13 protein-coding genes, 1 tRNA gene and 1 pseudogene are annotated in these 17,359 nt (G+C 61.9%); 5 read left to right on the top strand and 10 right to left on the bottom strand.

Features of this window, described 5'->3' with window-relative positions:
* Nucleotides 1-5 precede the first annotated feature (5 nt).
* From pstA to NVV77_RS09195, 9 genes are all read right to left on the bottom strand, one after another.
* Complete coding sequence (gene pstA, locus NVV77_RS09235; RefSeq protein WP_295412373.1) at nt 6-1,373, bottom strand: phosphate ABC transporter permease PstA; 1,368 nt, start codon at nt 1,371-1,373, stop codon at nt 6-8.
* A 1-nt stretch (nt 1,374) separates the two neighbouring features.
* Nucleotides 1,375-2,748 (bottom strand): phosphate ABC transporter permease subunit PstC, encoded by a 1,374-nt coding sequence (gene pstC / locus NVV77_RS09230; protein WP_295412371.1) that lies wholly within the window; start codon nt 2,746-2,748, stop codon nt 1,375-1,377.
* Nucleotides 2,749-2,817: 69 nt separating this feature from the next.
* Entirely contained in the window at nt 2,818-3,840 is a 1,023-nt protein-coding gene (locus NVV77_RS09225) for a substrate-binding domain-containing protein (protein ID WP_295412369.1), read from the bottom strand.
* A 274-nt stretch (nt 3,841-4,114) separates the two neighbouring features.
* Nucleotides 4,115-4,870 (bottom strand): IclR family transcriptional regulator, encoded by a 756-nt coding sequence (locus tag NVV77_RS09220; RefSeq protein ID WP_295412367.1) that lies wholly within the window; start codon nt 4,868-4,870, stop codon nt 4,115-4,117.
* 247 nt (nt 4,871-5,117) lie between these two features.
* On the bottom strand, nt 5,118-6,023 hold the full coding sequence (locus tag NVV77_RS09215) for a nucleoside hydrolase (RefSeq protein WP_295412365.1): 906 nt from the start codon (nt 6,021-6,023) through the stop codon (nt 5,118-5,120).
* Entirely contained in the window at nt 6,020-7,012 is a 993-nt protein-coding gene (locus NVV77_RS09210) for a TIM barrel protein (protein WP_295412364.1), read from the bottom strand. Before NVV77_RS09210 ends, NVV77_RS09215 begins: the two co-directional genes overlap by 4 nt.
* Complete coding sequence (locus NVV77_RS09205; RefSeq protein WP_295412362.1) at nt 7,009-8,502, bottom strand: glycerol kinase GlpK; 1,494 nt, start codon at nt 8,500-8,502, stop codon at nt 7,009-7,011. Before NVV77_RS09205 ends, NVV77_RS09210 begins: the two co-directional genes overlap by 4 nt.
* On the bottom strand, nt 8,499-9,458 hold the full coding sequence (locus tag NVV77_RS09200) for a transketolase C-terminal domain-containing protein (protein ID WP_295412361.1): 960 nt from the start codon (nt 9,456-9,458) through the stop codon (nt 8,499-8,501). Before NVV77_RS09200 ends, NVV77_RS09205 begins: the two co-directional genes overlap by 4 nt.
* Entirely contained in the window at nt 9,458-10,210 is a 753-nt protein-coding gene (locus tag NVV77_RS09195; RefSeq protein ID WP_295412602.1) for a transketolase, read from the bottom strand. Before NVV77_RS09195 ends, NVV77_RS09200 begins: the two co-directional genes overlap by 1 nt.
* A 339-nt stretch (nt 10,211-10,549) precedes the next feature.
* On the opposite strand from NVV77_RS09195, the gene NVV77_RS09190 reads away from it, so the two are divergent.
* Together NVV77_RS09190 and NVV77_RS09185 are read left to right on the top strand one after the other, a co-directional pair.
* Complete coding sequence (locus NVV77_RS09190) at nt 10,550-11,380, top strand: DeoR/GlpR family DNA-binding transcription regulator (RefSeq protein ID WP_295412359.1); 831 nt, start codon at nt 10,550-10,552, stop codon at nt 11,378-11,380.
* Nucleotides 11,381-11,589: 209 nt separating this feature from the next.
* A tRNA-Ile gene (locus NVV77_RS09185) sits at nt 11,590-11,665 on the top strand.
* 914 nt (nt 11,666-12,579) lie between these two features.
* Here NVV77_RS09185 and NVV77_RS09180 read toward each other — a convergent pair.
* The gene (locus NVV77_RS09180) at nt 12,580-12,804 is read right to left on the bottom strand and encodes a hypothetical protein (protein WP_295412357.1); all 225 of its coding nucleotides are present in this window, start codon (nt 12,802-12,804) and stop codon (nt 12,580-12,582) included.
* A gap of 98 nt (nt 12,805-12,902) precedes the next feature.
* On the opposite strand from NVV77_RS09180, the pseudogene NVV77_RS09175 reads away from it, so the two are divergent.
* The 3 genes and pseudogenes from NVV77_RS09175 to NVV77_RS09165 all read left to right on the top strand — a co-directional run bounded on the left by NVV77_RS09175 (nt 12,903) and on the right by NVV77_RS09165 (nt 17,353).
* Nucleotides 12,903-15,293, top strand: a pseudogene (locus tag NVV77_RS09175) (heavy metal translocating P-type ATPase).
* 530 nt (nt 15,294-15,823) lie between these two features.
* Nucleotides 15,824-16,462 carry a cytochrome c gene (locus NVV77_RS09170; protein WP_295412355.1) on the top strand — a complete coding sequence of 213 codons (639 nt, stop codon included), beginning with the start codon at nt 15,824-15,826 and terminating at the stop codon, nt 16,460-16,462.
* A 3-nt stretch (nt 16,463-16,465) separates the two neighbouring features.
* A complete protein-coding gene (locus NVV77_RS09165; protein ID WP_295412354.1) occupies nt 16,466-17,353 on the top strand; it encodes a cytochrome c in 888 nt (295 codons plus the stop codon).
* The last annotated feature ends 6 nt before the right edge of the window (nt 17,354-17,359 follow it).

Raw genomic sequence — 17,359 nt, 5'->3', positions numbered from 1 at the left:
CATCCTTAAGCACGCTTTTCAAGGCGCGAGCGGAGATAGATCGCTACGCCGTTCAGCAGGATCATGACCGCCAGCAGCACCATGATGGCAGCGGCCGTGCGGGGTTCGAAGAAATTGCGGTTTTCGTTGCCCTGCCAGAGATAGATCTGGACGGGGAGGGCCGTGGCCTGATCGAGCGGCGTCGCGGGGACCGAGGCCACGAAGGCCTTCATGCCGATGAGCAGGAGTGGCGCGGTTTCGCCCAGAGCGTGGGCGACGCCGAGAATGGTGGCCGTGAGGATCGACGGGAATGTCGTTGGCAGAACGTGGTGGAAGACCATCTGCGTCTTGGATGCGCCCATGCCCAGGGCCGCCTGGCGCAGGGCCGGGGAGACGCCCATCAGCGCGCCACGGGTGGCGATGATGATGGTGGGCAGGGTCATCAGGGTCAGCACCAGACCACCGACCAGCGGAGCCGAGATCGGCAGGTGGAACCAGTTGATGAACACCGCGGCGCCGAGGAGACCGAAAACGATCGAGGGGACGGCGGCGAGGTTGTTGATGTTGACTTCGATGAGGTCGGTGAGGCGGGACTTGGGCGCGAACTCTTCGAGATAGATGGCGGCAGCAACCCCGATCGGCACGGCGAGCACGATGACGATCAGCATCATCCAGAGCGTGCCGACAAAGGCGCCGAGGAGACCAGCGGAGGCGGGAGCCGAGCGGCTGTCCACATTGGTGAAGATCGTCCAGGCAAAGCCGTTCGAGATCGTGCCGTTGTCAACGAAGGTATCGATGAGCTGGCGGGCCGGCGCCGAAAGCTGCTGCTGAGCGTCCCCGAGATCGCGGTTGATATTGCCCCTGATCCAGTTGGCGGCATTGGCGGAGGCCAGCACGTCGACGTCCACGGTCTGGCCGAGGAGGGACGGATTGGCCACGAACATTTCGCGGATCTGGTGACGGGCGTTGGTTTCCGGGATCGTCTGGATCTGCTTGCTGTCGATCTCAAAACCTTCCGGTGCGGCCTTGCGCAGGGAGGCTTCGACGATGGTGTTCCAGTTCAGCATGGCCAGCTCGCGCTGCCACTTGAGGCTGGCGGCGGTGTACTCGGCGTCGGAGGCGAAATCGCCGCGCGCCGGAGCCGGGCCGACATCGATGACTTCAGCGTCGAAGGTCACCGACAGGTGCAGGTTGGACTGGACGAAGGCCGGGATGCCCTTGCGGAACACGTCCACGAAGAGGAGGGCAACGAAGCCGAGCGCTACGGCAATGGCGGCGATGCCGAGACCGCGGAAAATCTGCTCATTCAGGTGACGGCGACGCAGGCCGGCGCGAATGATGCGGGTGCGGTCCGACGAGGCTTTTTCGGGGAAAGTCTGAATATCGGTAGCCATTTTATTCGTACTGCTCCCGGAAGCGGCGGACGATGTAGAGGGCGAAGATGTTGAGGCAGAGGGTCACGACGAAGAGCGTGAGACCAAGGGCAAAGCCAACCAGGGACTGCGGGCCGGTGAAATCGGTGTCGCCGGTGAGCTGGTTGACGATGGAAACGGTGATGGTCGAGACCGGCTCGAACGGGCTGCCGCGCAGGATCGGCGCGTTACCGGCGGCGAGCACCACGATCATGGTTTCGCCAATGGCGCGGCTGACGGCGAGAAGGAAGGCGCCGACAATGCCGGGGAGGGCGGCGGGCAGGAGGACGTTGCGGATCGTCTCGGACTGGGTGGCGCCCAGGCCATAGGCGCCATCGCGCAGGGTGCGGGGCACCTGGTTCATGATGTCATCGGAAAGCGACGACACGAAGGGGATGATCATGATGCCCATGACCACACCCGCCGTCAGGGCCGAGGTGGCGCTGATCTGGAGGCCAATGGCATTGCCGAAATCGCGGAGGAAGGGGCCGACCGTGACGAGGGCGAAGAAACCGAAGACGATGGTCGGGATGCCGGCGAGGATTTCGATCAGCGGCTTGGCGACAGCGCGGAAGGACTTTGGCGCGTACTGGCTGAGATAGATGGCCGAGAGGAGGCCGACCGGCACAGCGACCAGCATGGCGATGGCTGTGATCATCAGCGTGCCGGCGAGTAGCGGCAGGAGACCATAGGAGCCGTGATTGTCGCCGCCGGCATTGTTGGGTGCCCAGACGGTGCCGAAGAAGAAATCGAGCGGGTTGATGAAGGTGAAGAAGCGCAGCGCCTCGGTGACGAGCGAGGCGACGATGCCCACCGTGGTCAGGATGGCGACGGCAGAACAGGCGAGCAGCAGGACATTGACGACGCGCTCGACCGAATTGCGGGCCCGGAGGCGCGCCGTAATGCGGGAGCGGGCGTAGATGAGACCGGCGCCGCCAGCGACGACGGCGAGCACGAGCGTGCCGGCAAAGGTGATGAAATTGAACGAACGCAGGGCGTCGCCGGCGGACTGTTCATAGGGTGCGATTTCGCCAGCCACGCCATAACCCGAGGCGATCGCCTGGATACGGCCAACGGTGGCATTGAGGCCGACCTGATCGAGCGAGACGAGCGTATCCTGCGGGATCAGGGAGACAATGTAATTGTGGGTGACGCCGCCGCCGAGCCAGGCCCAGAGCAGCAGGATCACCAGCGCCGGGATCATGGCCCAGATCGCGGTGAAGGAGCCGTGATATTGCGGACGAGAGTGGACCTTGACGCCATCGGCAGTCACGAGGTTCCGGCTCTTCGACCAGCCGGTCTGATAGGAAATGCCTAGAAGGACAATTAGTACGCCGGCTACGACCAGAGCATTCATCGCGATGCGCCCCCGCGGGAAAACGAAAGAGCGGGCCGCACCGGAATGGCGCGACCCGCGACAGGTCTATTACTGAGCGCCAGCTTCGAAGGCGGCCAGAACTTCAGCGGTCTTGTCGGCCGGCTGCGGGATCAGGCCAGCGGCTTCGAGAGTGCCGCCATTGCCCGAGATGCCTTCCGAGAGGAAGAACTGGACGTATTCTTCGATGCCGGGGATCACGCCGATGTGCTGACCCTTGACGTAGAAGAACAGCGGACGGGAGACCGGGTATTCGCCAGCAGCAACCGATTCCTTGGTCGGGACGACGCCGTTGACGGTCGCAACCTTGAGGGTGTCGGTGTTCTGTTCGTAGAAGGACAGGCCGAAGACGCCGACGGTGTTCGGATCGGAGTTCAGGCGAGCGAGGGTCTCGGTGTAGTCGCCCGAGATTTCGATGACCACGTCCTGACGGAAGGTGGTTTCGAGGGCCTTCACTTCGTCTTCAGACAGACCTTCGGGGTGACCAGCTTCCTTGAAGCCAGCGGTCACAACCTTTTCCTGGAAGACTTCGCGGGTGCCGTGGTTCGACGCCGGGATGGCGAGCGAGATCGGCTGGGCCGGGAGCGCAGCGTCGACTTCGTTCCAGGTCTTGTAGGGGTTGTCGACGAGAGCGCCATCAACGTAAACCTTGGCAGCGATGGCCTTGTAGACCTGAACCGGGGTCAGGGCGAAGTCAGCGCCGGCAGCGGCCGAGGCGAAGACGATGCCGTCGAAGCCGAACTGGATTTCACGAACGTCGGTCACGCCAGCGGCGGTGCAAGCCTCGAGTTCGGCGTCCTTGATCTGACGCGAAGCATTGGCGATGTCGATGGTGTTGTCGCCGGTGCCTTCGCAGAACTGCTTCAGGCCGCCGCCGGTGCCGCCGGAACCGACAACCGGGGTCTTGAATTCGGGGAATACGGCGCTGAATTCTTCAGCGACGATGGAGGCGAAGGGCAGGACCGTCGAGGAGCCGGCGATCTGGATGGTGTCGCGCGACTGGGCGAAGGCGGCGGGCGTGCCGAAGGCGGCGAGCGCAACAACGGCGACGCTGGCGAAAAGTGCGGTCTTCATGAAAGTTCCCTTTCGGAATTCGGTTCTGGAACATGGCCAGCCGTTGCTTGAGGCCGCCCTGTGACGCGGCAGACCATATTGGGGCCCAGCGACGGTTTTATTGCAGATAGGTGACTGGTTTGTGACAGATGAAGTTACTGATTTCACAAGATAATTTTGTGAATAACAGTTGTGTGACACAATGTGACGGGGTGTTTTGTGACTCTGTGGAAGCCGAGTTTACCGGTCTGTCGGGCACGAGCTTAGTCGCCAATTGTGACAGTTCGTTCCTCGCTCAGCGCAGAAGCGGGCGGAGGTCGGACTGGATCTTTCGCATCAGGGGCAGGAAGCTCGCGATCATGCGCGAGGTGGAGGCGCGGGCGGTCTGGGCGCCGATATTGAGGGCGGCGATGGTCTTGCCGGCGGAATTGTAAAGCGGCACGGCGATGGAGCAGAGGCCGAGTTCAAGCTCCTGGTCGATGACGGCAAAGCCCTGGGCGGCGACGACGGCCAGTTCGGTGGTGATGCTGGGGAGGTCGGCCTTGGTGCGGCTGGTATAGGCGATCAGATCCGAGCGATCGAGGATGGCGCGGGCTTCTTCGGGTGGCAGGGCGGCGAGGAGGATGCGGCCCATGGAGGTGCAATAGGCGGGGAGCCGGGCGCCGGGGCCGAGATTGATCGACATGACGCGACGGGTGGAGGCGCGGGCGACGTAGAGAATGTCGGTGCCGTCGAGGACGGCGGCGGAACCGCTTTCGCCGGTGGCGTCCGAGAGTTCGTCGAGGAAGGGCTGGATCATCTGGGGCAGGGTGTTGGCCGCCAGATAGAAGTGGCCGAGATTCAGCACGCGCGGGGTGAGCTGGAAGAATTTGCCGTCATAGGTGGCGTAGCCGAGGTGGACGAGGGTGAGCAGACAGCGGCGGGCTGTGGCGCGTTCGAGGCCCGTGCGCGTGGCGACGTCGGTGATCGACATGCGGGCGTGGTTTTCATCGAAGCATTCGATGACGGCGAGGCCGCGGGCCAGGCCGTGAATGATGTCTCCGTCGCGCATGGTGGCCTCGGGGTGGAGTGGTGGCCTGAGGTGCCATGGATGGGGAGGGAAGGGAAGGCAGATTTGGATGAGGGGGATATGAAGCCGCGTGATCGTGGCTCACGTCACCCCCTCCGATCCTCCCCCATCAAGGGGGAGGTGTTGTATCCAGTTCTTGGACACCATCCAGCCAAAGTCCACCGACCCAGCACCTCCCCCTTGATGGGGGAGGATGGGAGGGGGTGTCGGCACACACGATTGTGGCAGCTCAGCCGAAGTTCGCGAGGCCTTGAACGCCGCGGTGGAAGCGGGCCAGCTTGGCGTAAAAGTCTTCCAGAATGTAGCGGATGTCGATCGTGTCGTAGACCTTGATCGGACGGTGCTGGCCATTGTGGATGTAGTGCATCTGCGGCGAGAATTCGGGGGCGGGGCGCCAGTCATAGGTGCCGCCCATCGGGTTGAGGATCACCGAGAGGGCCGGGGTGTCGCCGAGCGAACGGTGTTCAATGGGGCCCTGGTGGACACGAAGATTCCAGTCGATGAGCTGGTCGACGAGGTATCTGCCGATGGCGCCCTTGTCTTCGCAGCGCTCCTGCAGCTCGGCGTAGCTCACCGACATCATGCGATAGACGGTGGACGGGATCTGCCAGACCTGGATTTTTGAACGCATCACGACGTTGGCGGCGGCGATGTCGTTCATGAGGTTGAATTCGCGGCCGCCCGAGGGCCAGACGCCGCCGCCGATCCAGACGCAGATGACGTTGCGCTCGTTGAGGCCCGGTTCCATCAGAATGGCCGAGGCCATGTCGGTCAGCGGGCCGAGGAAGGCGACGTAGAGCGGGCGGTCGTCGTCCTTCATGGCTTCGTCGATGATCATCTGGGCGCCGGGCGAGGGGACCGGCGTGTTTTCATCGGGGAGGGCCGTTGCGCCGCCATTGGCGACGGGGATGCGGCCTTCGAGATCCATCAGCTTCAGGAGAAGGTCGATCTCGGCGCGGCTATCGAGCATCGAGGTCTTCGATCGGTGCGCGCCAAAATGGGCGGCAATGATGCCGTGGAAGTCGAAGGTCGGGGTAAGAAGGGCGTGGACGATGGTGAACTGATCGTCGGCCTCGTTCTTGGCGTCGGTGTTCAGAATGAGGCGCGCGCGCTTTTCGCGGGGGAGACTGGTCATTCCTGCTCTCCGAGGGCGCTGAAGAGGGCCTTTTGGGCGATTTTCATGGCGCCGATGGCGTCGTGACGGCTCTGAGCTTCCTGCAGTGCTTCGAAATCGAGGCGGTCGAGGCCCTTGGCCGCGGCCTTGAGGAAGTCGATGGCGTGGGTGGCCGTGGCGACAGAATCTTCGCGGAAGGGGAACTGATCGAGCTGCCAGACGCCTTCCCACTTGTTCTTCTTGAGGACGTAGAAGAACTCGAAGAGTTCGAGGGGATGCAGGCTGCCGGCGACGAGGTCGTCGTCCCAGGAGCGGTAGTTGTCGTTGACGTCCATGCCGAAAAGGCGGCCGTGATCGATGGCGAGCTGGGCGGAGTCAGCGGCGGATTCGCCGCCCATGATGGCGTGGCCGAAATCGAGCAGGATGCCAACGTTGGGCAGGCCGATCTTTTCGATGCCGAGAATGGTGCGGGCGACCGAACCGAAGCTCATGCGAACGCGGGGTTCGCGCGGCTTGTATTCGATGACGAATTTGAGGTCGGGATTTTCGGATGCGAGCTGGCCGACGCCGTCGAGCGAGCGCTGCCACTGGGTCGAATAGTCGACCTGGAAGGGGTAGTCCCAGCCGTCCTGACCGGGCCAGAGCTTTACGTAGTCGGCCTTGTGGAAGCGGACGACGTTGCAGGCGTCGGTGATCAGTTCGTGGGCGCGGCGGCGAACGCCAGCGTCGGGATTGGTGAAGGCGCCTTTGACGAATTCGCGCGTGTAGATTTCCGGCGTGATGCCGATGACCTTGAGATTATTGCGGTCGAGCGCGGTCTTGATCTGCGCGTCGGAGAACTCGCCACCAAAATAGGGCCAGTTGAGATCGACGACGGAAAGGTCTTTCACCTGGCCGGCAATGTCGATTGCTTCGATGATGTTGCGCGGCTGGCCGTAGCCGTCGGTGGCGTAGCGGTCGAGATAGGTGGCGAAGTGCCAGATGCCGGCACCGAAACGTGGGGTGGTCATGGGGTTCCTCCGGAATTTTGTTGGTTTTGGGTGGCCAGGGTCTGGGTGACAGCGGACTGCCAGCGCTGGCGATGTCTTTTGCTGCTTTCGGCGTCCATCTGCGGCGTAAAGTGGCCGGCGGCGGGGACGCCCGGCATGGAAATACCAAGGGACGAGAAGGCGAGGGCGGCGGCGCCGAGGGCGCTGACTTCGGGAGCGGCGGCGGCGGCAACGGGACGGCCGAGAATGTCGGACTGGAACTGCATCACGACCGGATTGCGCGAGGCGCCGCCATCGGCGCGGAGTTCGCCCAAGGGTGAGCCCATGTCGGCTTCCATGGCGGAATAGACGTCGGCGACCTGGAAGGCGATGGCTTCCAAGGCGGCGCGGGCCAGATGGGCCGGCTTGGTGCCGAGGGACATGCCGGTGATGGTGCCGCGGGCGTCGGCGCGCCAATAAGGAGCGCCGAGGCCGACAAGGGCGGGCACGAAGGAGACGCCGTTGCTATCGCTAACGGTTTCGGCGAGGGCCGAGAGAGCGGTAGCATCTGCGAGGCCAAGGAGTTCGGCGACGAAGGCTGCGGTCTGGCCGGAGACGGAGATGTTACCTTCAAGGGCGTGCTGGACTTTTCCGCCCTGGCTCCAGGCAATGGTGCTGGAAATGCCGTGGGTGGAGCGCACGCGGCTGGGAGTCAGGGCCATCAGCGAGGTGCCGGTGCCGTAGGTGGCTTTGACCGTGCCCGGCGCGCGGACGCCGTGGCCGAAGAGGGCAGCGTGGGAATCCCCAATCATGGCGCGGATGGGCACGCCGGAGCTGAGGGCGCAGACACCTTCGGCGACACGGCCAAACTCGGAATCGGAAGAGCGCACTTCGGCCAGCATGTTCTGCGGCACGCTGAAAAGGGCGCAGAGGTCGGCGTCCCAGGTCAGCGTCTCGGTATTGAAAAGCTGGGTTCGGGAGGCGTTGGAGTGGTCGGTGGCGTGGGTTTGTCCGCCCGTCAGATTCCAGAGGAGCCAGGAATCGACGGTGCCGACACGGAGTTCGCCCCTTTCGGCACGAGCGCGGGCGCCCGGTGTGTTGTCGAGCAGCCAGGCGATCTTGGCGGCGGGGAAGAGGGGGTCGAGGGCGAGGCCGGTCTTGGCTTCGATGGTTTCGGCGTGGCCAGCGGCGCGGAGAGCGTCGCACTTTGGCGCGGAGCGGCGGCACTGCCAGATGACGACGGGGCCGATGGGCTCGCCTGACGCGGCATCCCAGACGAGGATGGACTCGCGTTGGTTGGAAATGCCGATGCCGGCAATATTGGCATCACCCGCCTTGGCGACGACTTCGGCGATCACCGTCTTCACGCCTTCAACCAGAGCGGTGGCCGATTGTTCGGCCCAGCCGGGTTGGGGGTAGGTGACGATGTTGGGCACTGAGGCCTGGTGTAGGACGCGGCCGGAGGCGTCCACCAACAACGCTTTGGTGTTAGTGGTGCCCTGGTCGATGGCGAGGATCAGCTCGCTGGTCATCTTTTGCGCGCGATGGTCTGGCGCACGGCGTCGGCAATACCGGTTTCGTTGAGCCCAAAGTTGTCGAAGAGCCAAGCGGCCGAGCCGGTTGGCACGAAGCCGGGGAAGCCGAGGATGCGCATTGGCACGGGATTGGTCGAGATGACCACCTCGGCAACGGCGCCGCCGAGGCCGCCGCGGACGGAATGCTCTTCAACGGTGATGATGGCGCCGGTTTCGGCGGCGGCGGCAATGACGGCTTCGTCGAGCGGATTGACGGTGGCCATGTTGACGACGCGGGCGGAGATGCCTTCGGCGGCGAGGGTTTTCGCAGCCGCGACGGCGCGGTGGACCATGGTGCCGTTGGCGATGATGGTGGCGTCGGAGCCTTCGACGAGGGTTTCGGCCTTGCCGATTTCGAAGGTGGCGCCAGCCGGACGGTCGAGGGCAGGGACGGCCATGCGGCTGACCCTAACGAAAACTGGACCGTCATAGGCAGCGGCAGCCTTGATGGCCTCGGCGGTCTGCCAGGGGTCGGCGGGGACGATGAGTTTGAGATTGTTGAAGAGACGTAGCCAGGCGAGGTCTTCGATGGAGTGATGGGTCGGGCCGAGTTCGCCATAGGCGACGCCGGAGGACTGGCCGATCAGCTTTACGTTGACGTTGGAATAGGCAATGTCGGCCTTCACCTGTTCAAGCGCGCGGCCGGTGATGAAGCACGAGGCAGCGGAGACGAAGGGCACCTTGCCACCATTGGCAAGGCCCGCGCCGACGGCGACGAGGGTCTGTTCGGCAATGCCGACATTGACCATGCGCTCGGGGAACTTTTTCTTGAAGCCGCCGAGTTTGGACGAGCCGACGCTATCGCTGACGACGGTGACGATGCGCGAGTCGCTCTCGGCGAGCGCTTCGATGGTGGCGGCAAAGCTGTCGCGGCAATCGAACAGGCCGGCTTTGGAGGGGGCAGCAGCGCTCATCAGACGAGTTCCCGCATGGCTTGTTCGTATTGTTCCTTGGTCGGCACGCCATGGTGCCAGGCGACGTTATCGTGCATGAAGCTGACGCCCTTGCCCTTAAAGGTATTGGCAATGACGCAGAGCGGCTTGCCGCGGCCCTTGGGGGAGGCGGAGAGCACTTTGAGAAGCTGGGCGTGGTCGTGGCCATCGACCACCTCGACATGCCAGCCGAAGGCGCGCCACTTGTCGTCCAGCGGATCGAGCGAGGCAGTTTCCTCGGTGCGGGCGCCCTGCTGGAGACGATTGCGGTCAATGATCAGGGTCAGGTTCTCGAGCTTGCGGTGGCCGCCGGTGAGGGCTGCTTCCCAATTGCTGCCTTCCTGCAATTCACCGTCGCCGGTGAGCACGAAGGTGCGGAAATCAGCATTGTCGATCTGGCCGGCAATGGCGATGCCGAGGGCAACGGGGAGGCCGTGGCCGAGGGGGCCGGTATTGGTTTCAACGCCGGGGAGATAATTGCGGTTCGGGTGGCCGTTGAGCTTGGAGAGCGGCTCCATATAGGTCGTCAGGTCCGCTTCCGGAAAATAGCCGGCGCGGGCGAGAACCGAGTAGAAGGCGCCGGTGCAATGGCCCTTGCTCATGACGAAGCGGTCGCGCTTGGGATCGGTTGGGTTCTTCGGATCGTAGCGCATGACGCCGAAATAGAGCGTCGCGAGAATATCGGTGGCGCTGAAATCGCCGCCGGGGTGGCCTTGCTGGGCCTCATAGACCATCTGAAAGCTGCGGCGGCGTATCCACAAAGCCTGCGCGGCGATGTCGCTCGCGATGTTGTTCTTGAGGGGTGCGGCGGGTGATGGCAAGGGAACCTCCGTCGGCAATTGCCTCAACGAAAAATGCCGAGGCGGGATGCTCTTGTATGGTTGAGTACCGCTTGCTTTGCTTTCGTGCAATACGGAAAATTTGTGATTTTTTGCGTTTCGTGTTTCGAATGGTGCAGAAGGTCGCGCGGGAGAGGGCGTTTCTCCACCTTTTTCTAGCCTTGAGAAGCATCAGAGATTGCGGACACGCGGCGACAAGGCGATATGGTAGCACGATAAAGAGGGCGGGGATAAATGGCGCAGAAACCAAGGGGCGGACGGCGGAGCGGGAGCGAGGCGCAGGCAGGCGGCGCGCCGCAATTGCTGGCGGAACCGCGGCGCATGCGCATTCTCGAATGGCTGCAGGAAGAAGGAAGCGCGAGGGTTCGCGATCTTTCCTCAGCGTTCGGCGTTTCGGAAGCGACGATCCGGCAGGATCTGGAGCGGCTGGAAGCTGACGGCAATATTACCCGCGAGCATGGCGGGGCTTATCTGAAATCCATTCCGCAGCAGGTGCAGTCCATGACGCTGCAGCATGTGCAGAACATGGACAAGAAGCACGCCATCGGCATGGCGGCGGCGGCGCTGGTTTCGGACAATGATACGCTGATCATCGACTCGGGCACGACGACGACGCAGTTTGCTGAAAATCTGAAGTCACGGCAGGATCTTAACATCATCACCAATGCGCTGAACATTGCGCTGATCCTGGGGGCGATCCCGACCAATACGGTGCATATGCCGGCGGGGCAATTCAAGGCGCCGACGTTGAGCCTGAGTGGCGAAAAATCGGTCGAATTCTTCGTCGGCATCTATGCGCAAAAGCTGTTTTTGGCGACGGCCGGGGTTTCTTTCGACGTGGGGCTGACCTACCCGGCTATCGGGGACATTTACGTCAAGCGGGCCATGGTGAAGGCGGCCTCGCATGTGTATCTGCTGGCCGATTCCACCAAGATCGGGCGCGTGTCGTTTTCTGCCCTGGGAGGCGTGGAATTGGTGCACACGCTGATCACCGATGACGGCATTACTGACGAGGATCGGATGCAATTCGAGAAGCGTGGCGTCGAAGTCATCGTCGCCCGCTAGGATGCGGCAAGTTCGATCAAACGAAAGCACTCGCAGAAAATCAAAAGCCTGTGCCTGGTGACTTCTATTCTGTGCGCTCGTGAATCCGGGGTTGCGAGGATGGGGCGACGAGAAGGCCGGTCCCTCGTCGGGGATAGAAGGGAACAATTGCGGGCGGCCGAGAAAATCAGCTTGCCTCTCGCGGTCCCAGACCCTAGGAAAACCGGGATGCGCCTATAGCTCAATGGTTAGAGCCGACCGCTCATAACGGTCTGGTTGGGGGTTCAAGTCCCTCTGGGCGCACCAAGATTTCCAGTATTTAATGCGACCAAAAAAACTTGAGTCGATTTGCCCCAGGAAAACCGGGCATCGACCAAAAATCGTGAGTCGATTGGACCGAAATTTTAGAGTCGTTCCTTCCGGTCCGGGATCCGAGAGGAACTAGTCGGCGCAACGAGCATGCCAGCCGCCAGTTTTCTTCGGGGGTTCTTTTTGGTTTATTTTTTTTGTAGTGAATCTCCCCTCCCCCCCCTTCCAATTCCGGCCATGAGCGTCTTGGCGAGAATATCCTGAAACCGGACGCTCCACGCGGACACGCCTGACGATGACGATCAGTCTAGCAACAGAAGTTTTCCATCCCAGAAAGAGGGGGGGCAGGAGGAGCCGCCGGCTGCCTTCTTTTGCAGATCACTGCCCGAGCCCCCAAAGCGACAACCCTGCCCCCTCGATCTTCGAAACGGCCAAGTGAGCAATGTCGGAAATCCAAACGTCCTATGTGCCTTCATTTACCGGACACATAATATACCCCGTTATACTATGTCTCATACAGCACACCACAAGCCGCAAGCTCTCGCCCGCCTTCCCCGCTTGAAAGGGCAAATCGACGCCATTGAGCGTCTCTTGAAGGAGAACGGGGCTGCACCGAGGTCCTCCAGCTCCTTGCATCCATACGGGCGCCATGAATGGCCTGACCGCCGAACTGATGGGATCACATTCGCCATCACGTGCTTGAACCTGAAACGGACGTCAAGCGCGCCGCGGCGGCGAAGAGCTGATCGAGATCCTCGGAACCTATCCAAAATGACGGATGCCACTCGCTTCCCCACCCCGCCTGACCATGTTTTCCTAGGCGACAACCATCGGCGCAACGGCCCTATATCATCATCCCCATATAATAAAATTATCTCCTCCTCCTTTCCAATCCTATCCAACCCAAACAATCACATTCTCTTTTCCATATCCAAGAAAACAAAAATTATTCTGTTTATCAACCTTCCCATTTCACCATCGAAGTGCAGGCAGCTTAAGTTCGATAGACGTTTGGGAGCCGACGCAGTGCGCATACCGCCAATCTTCATCAAATTTTGCAACTTACGTTGCGATCCCTTCTTGTTGGTTGGCGGATTTATTTCCGCCGCTCTAGGGCTGTCCGCAGCCATCATCATCGCGCGAATTCCTTGAACCCTCCTGCTTGCCCCGCGACCCCAGCCTATTGACCTTGCCACGGTGGAAGGGTGCAACTTCCAATTAACAGGAGGTCCAGATGACAGCGGAGCACGGCCACAGCGGTCACAATCATCACCATTCCAACGGTCACGAAAATCCGGCCCACAACGGACATCATCAGTCATCCCACTCCACGACCACAATAAAAGACCCCGTCTGTGGAATGACGGTCGATCCGGCAACCTCGAAGCATCGGGCAACCTATCAGGGCACGACATACTATTTCTGCTCCGATGGATGCCGCACAAAGTTTATGGCGGATCCAGCCAAATACGTAGTCGCCGATGCGACGGCCAACGTCGATGCGCCGGCAGGAACTATCTGGACCTGCCCGATGCACCCCTCGATCCGGCGGAACCAGCCGGGCTCCTGTCCAATCTGCGGCATGGCGCTCGAACCGGAACTTCCGACCGAGGAAACCGGCCCCAGCCCCGAACTCAGGGACATGACCCTGCGCTTTTGGATCGGCAGTGCTCTCGCCATTCCGGTGTTCGTTCTCGAGATGGGTGCTCACCTGGTGGATCTTCATCATTGGATTTCCCCCATGTTCTGAACTGGAGTCAGCTTCTGCTTGCCACTCCCGTTGTACTCTGGGCCGGCTGGCCATTCTTCGAGCGAGGGTTCGCTTCGATCACGAACCGGAGCCTGAACATGTTCACCCTCATCGCCATGGGCATAGGGGTGGCGTGGGTTTATTCGATGGTGGCTACGCTCCTGCCCGGAATATTCCCTGCGTCGATGCGCGAGATGGATGGAGCGGTTCCCGTCTACTTCGAGGCCGCCGCAGTCATCACAGCCTTGGCGCTTCTGGGACAGGTCCTTGAGTTACGCGCCCGTGAGAAGACGTCGGGAGCCATCAAGGCGCTGCTTGGCTTAGCCCCGAAGACTGCGCGTCGGATTCGCTCAGACGGATCGGACGAGGAAATCGCAGTCGATCTCGTTCTGGTTGGCGACAGGCTGCGGGTGCGTCCCGGCGAGAAGATCCCCGTCGACGGCATCGTCGTCGAAGGCCGAAGCGCTGTCGATGAATCCATGGTCACTGGGGAATCTATGCCGGTCACCAAGTCCGAAGGTTCAAAACTGGTCGCTGGGACGATCAACCAATCCGGCGGCATCGTCATGGAGACCACGGGCGTCGGACGGGACACCATGCTCTCCCGCATCGTCCAGATGGTGGCGGCCGCACAACGGTCGCGTGCCCCCATCCAGCGACTAGCAGATCAGGTCTCTGGTTGGTTCGTTCCGCTCGTGATCCTCATCGCGATCCTGGCTTTCGCCGCATGGATGGTATGGGGTCCCGAACCCAAGTTTGCTCATGCCTTGGTTGCCGCGGTCTCGGTCCTCATCATCGCCTGTCCCTGTGCACTCGGGCTTGCGACGCCGATGTCGATCATGGTCGGAGTGGGCAAGGGCGCCCAGCTCGGCCTCCTCGTCAAGAATGCCGAAGCCCTGGAGCGCCTCGAGAAGATCGACACCATCGTCGTCGACAAGACGGGGACGCTGACCGAGGGCAAACCTAGGTTGACGCACATCCTACCGGCTGATGGATACGACGAGAAAGAGCTCCTCAGTTTTGGCCGCAAGCCTCGAACGGGCCAGCGAACATCCGCTCGGCGTTGCCATCGTTGCCGAAGCCGACAGACGCAAGCTTCGTCTTTCGGAACCCGGCGAAGTGGACTCGCCCGTCGGCAAGGGTCTTACAGGGGTTGTAGAGGGCCGGAAGGTCCTGATCGGCAGCGCAAAGTATCTCGAGGCCGAGGGCATTTCGAGTGCCGAATGGAAAAGTCGGGCAGATGAGGTTCGCAAAGAGGGCGCTACGGTTGTGCTCGTGGCAGCCGATGGCGAGATTGCCGGTGCCCTCGGCATAGCCGACCCGATCCGGCAAACAACGCCGAAAGCCCTGGCCATGCTACGGTCGGAGGGCATCGGGGTCGTGATGATGACTGGTGACAACGCGGTCACCGCCGCAGCAGTCGCACGCAAGCTCGGTATCGAAGATGTCGAGGCAGACGTGCTCCCGGAGCGCAAGAGCGAGGTGGTCGGACGCCTTCGGGCGCAAGGGAAGATCGTCGCCATGGCCGGTGACGGCGTCAATGACGCGCCCGCCCTTGCCGCAGCCGATGTCGGTATCGCCATGGGCACAGGCACCGATGTTGCGATGGAAAGCGCTGGCGTCACGCTTTTGAACGGTGACCTCATTGGGATCGCGCGCGCCCGGCAGTTGTCGCGGGCCACGATGGGGAATATCCGGCAGAACCTGTTCCTGGCCTTCGTCTACAACGCGGCGGGCGTACCTATTGCAGCAGGGGTCCTCTATCCCCTATTCGGCTTGACGCTTTCTCCGGCGATCGCGGCGGCGGCCATGGCCTTGTCTTCGGTAAGTGTCATCGGCAATTCACTTCGATTGCGCTCCGCCAGGATCGAATAGCTGGCGGGCCAACTCAAAAACCCGGCGCGAGGTCGGCGGGTGTATTAGTGGTCAAGGGTGCAGCACCGATCGAACTGTGCGCCCTTGATCGTTGCCATGCAAAGAGCACATTTGCGCGCTCGAAAGGGAAATGTCCTTATGAGATTCGCGCCTTGAGACCGGTCTGCAACCTCGTCAACCTCGTGGCTATGGTGATGGTCCTTCTACTCGGGACCGTTTCAGTGCGCGCCGCGGCAGACGAACACGCTCAAGGCTGGTCGATTGGATCGCCGGTCGAGGACCACGGCCACAGTCACGAAGTACTGCCTGATCATCACCAGGGTGGGGCCGCGATGCATTGCGGAGCGCCCATCCTCGGGCCCGACCCGCTTGTGCTCGATTGCAGGATCAGCGTGGCCGGGGTCTCCTATTCCGGCCTCGCCGCGGGCATCTGGACAAACCTCAAGTTCGAGAATCTTCGACCTCCACGTCGCTGAGCCGTCTGTCGCGGCAACTGCCATACGGCATTCAGCAACCTGGAAACCAAATCCATGAATCGTAATTTCGTGTACCTCGGGCCCTTGGCCTGCGGGGCCTTGCTCATCGGTGCCATCACGGCCTCGGGCCATAACGGTGCAACCGGCACTGTCGGCGAGCGCATGATGGGAATGATGATGCTCAGCGAGCAGATCAAGGCGCTTGCGCCCGTGGCGGACGTCCCCACGCCCTCGGACGCGGAAACCGTCATCGCCGCGGCAGAGATGATCGCCATGCATGCCGGCCCGGCCATGACGGACCTCTTCCCCGAAGGCAGCATCGAGGCCCCATCCGAAGCCCGCCCCGAGATCTGGGAGCGTTGGGAAGATTTTTCCGCCTATGCGGAACGCCTCGGCGCATTGGGCGAGGAGCTCGGCGTTGCGGGCGAAGACCTCCTTCGGCGGCAGTCGTCCGACCCGGTCGCAGCGGTCACCAGTCCTCCGCCTCCGCCCCTCTCGGAATGGGAGCGGATGGACTTTGCCTGGCTCATGGGCCTTTCCGCGGAGCGCGAGAGCGTTGTTAACCAGATCACAACAGCCTCGGTCGACGTCAAGAGCGCAGCCGGGTCGAAGCAGTCAGTGCGACCTGTCGGAGCAATTTACTCCGATATCGCCGCCACCTGCTCTTCGTGCCACGCCTCATTTCGACGGTGAAGCATGAACCGAATTGCCGCAATTCTCGTGACCATCCTCGTGATGGCGAGCCTCGGTGTTCTGACGTTGCAGCTGTGGCCACTTCCGCCCCAAAGGCCCATCAACGAAGTGCAGGGTGACGCCAAGAGAGGTGCATATCTCGCGCGCCTGTCGGGGTGCCTCACGTGTCACACCAGCTCTGGATCGAAACCATTGTCGGGAGGGGCTCCCCTGGTCTCAAGGTTCGGATCGTTTTACGCGCCGAACATAACCCCGGATCAGGAAAACGGCATCGGATCCTGGTCCTTCGATCAGTTCGTCCGAGCAGTTCGTCAGGGCATTTCCCCCTCGGGCGAGCCATATTACCCGGCCTTTCCGTACGAGTTCTATGCCACTCTTACCGATCAAGACATGGCGGACCTGTGGGCTGCGATCCAGGCCACTCCGCCAGCAGCAGCGCCGTCAACTGAGCATCAGGTGCCGTTTCCGTTCAATGTCAGGTCTGGAATAAAGCTCTGGCGGACGTTCTTCGAAAAACCGGTCACCTATGTGCCGAACATCACCCGATCCGCGGCATGGAACCGTGGGAGGTATCTTGTGTGGGGTCCGGCCCATTGTGCGGCCTGTCACACGCCCAGGAACCCGGTAGGCGGCCTTCCCAGCGACCAGGCGCTTAGCGGTGATCCGTCAATGCAGGATGGACAGCAGTCACCACCACTCACTGCGCAAGCTTTGACTGCCAGGGGCTACACCAAGCAGGCGCTGATCCAAGCGCTTCGAACCGGCGTTACGCCTGATGGCGACGCCTTTGGCGGCTCGATGGCAGAGGTGGTGCATGGCAGCACGAAATTTCTTCTCAACCAGCACCTCGACGATATGGCGACCTACCTTTTGAATTTGGACGACAACTGATGCTAT

The sequence above is a fragment of the Devosia sp. genome, from assembly GCF_024707125.1.
Taxonomy (GTDB): domain Bacteria; phylum Pseudomonadota; class Alphaproteobacteria; order Rhizobiales; family Devosiaceae; genus Devosia.
The sequence above is the reverse complement of the archived record's forward strand: the minus strand, read 5'-3'. Positions and strand labels throughout refer to the sequence as shown.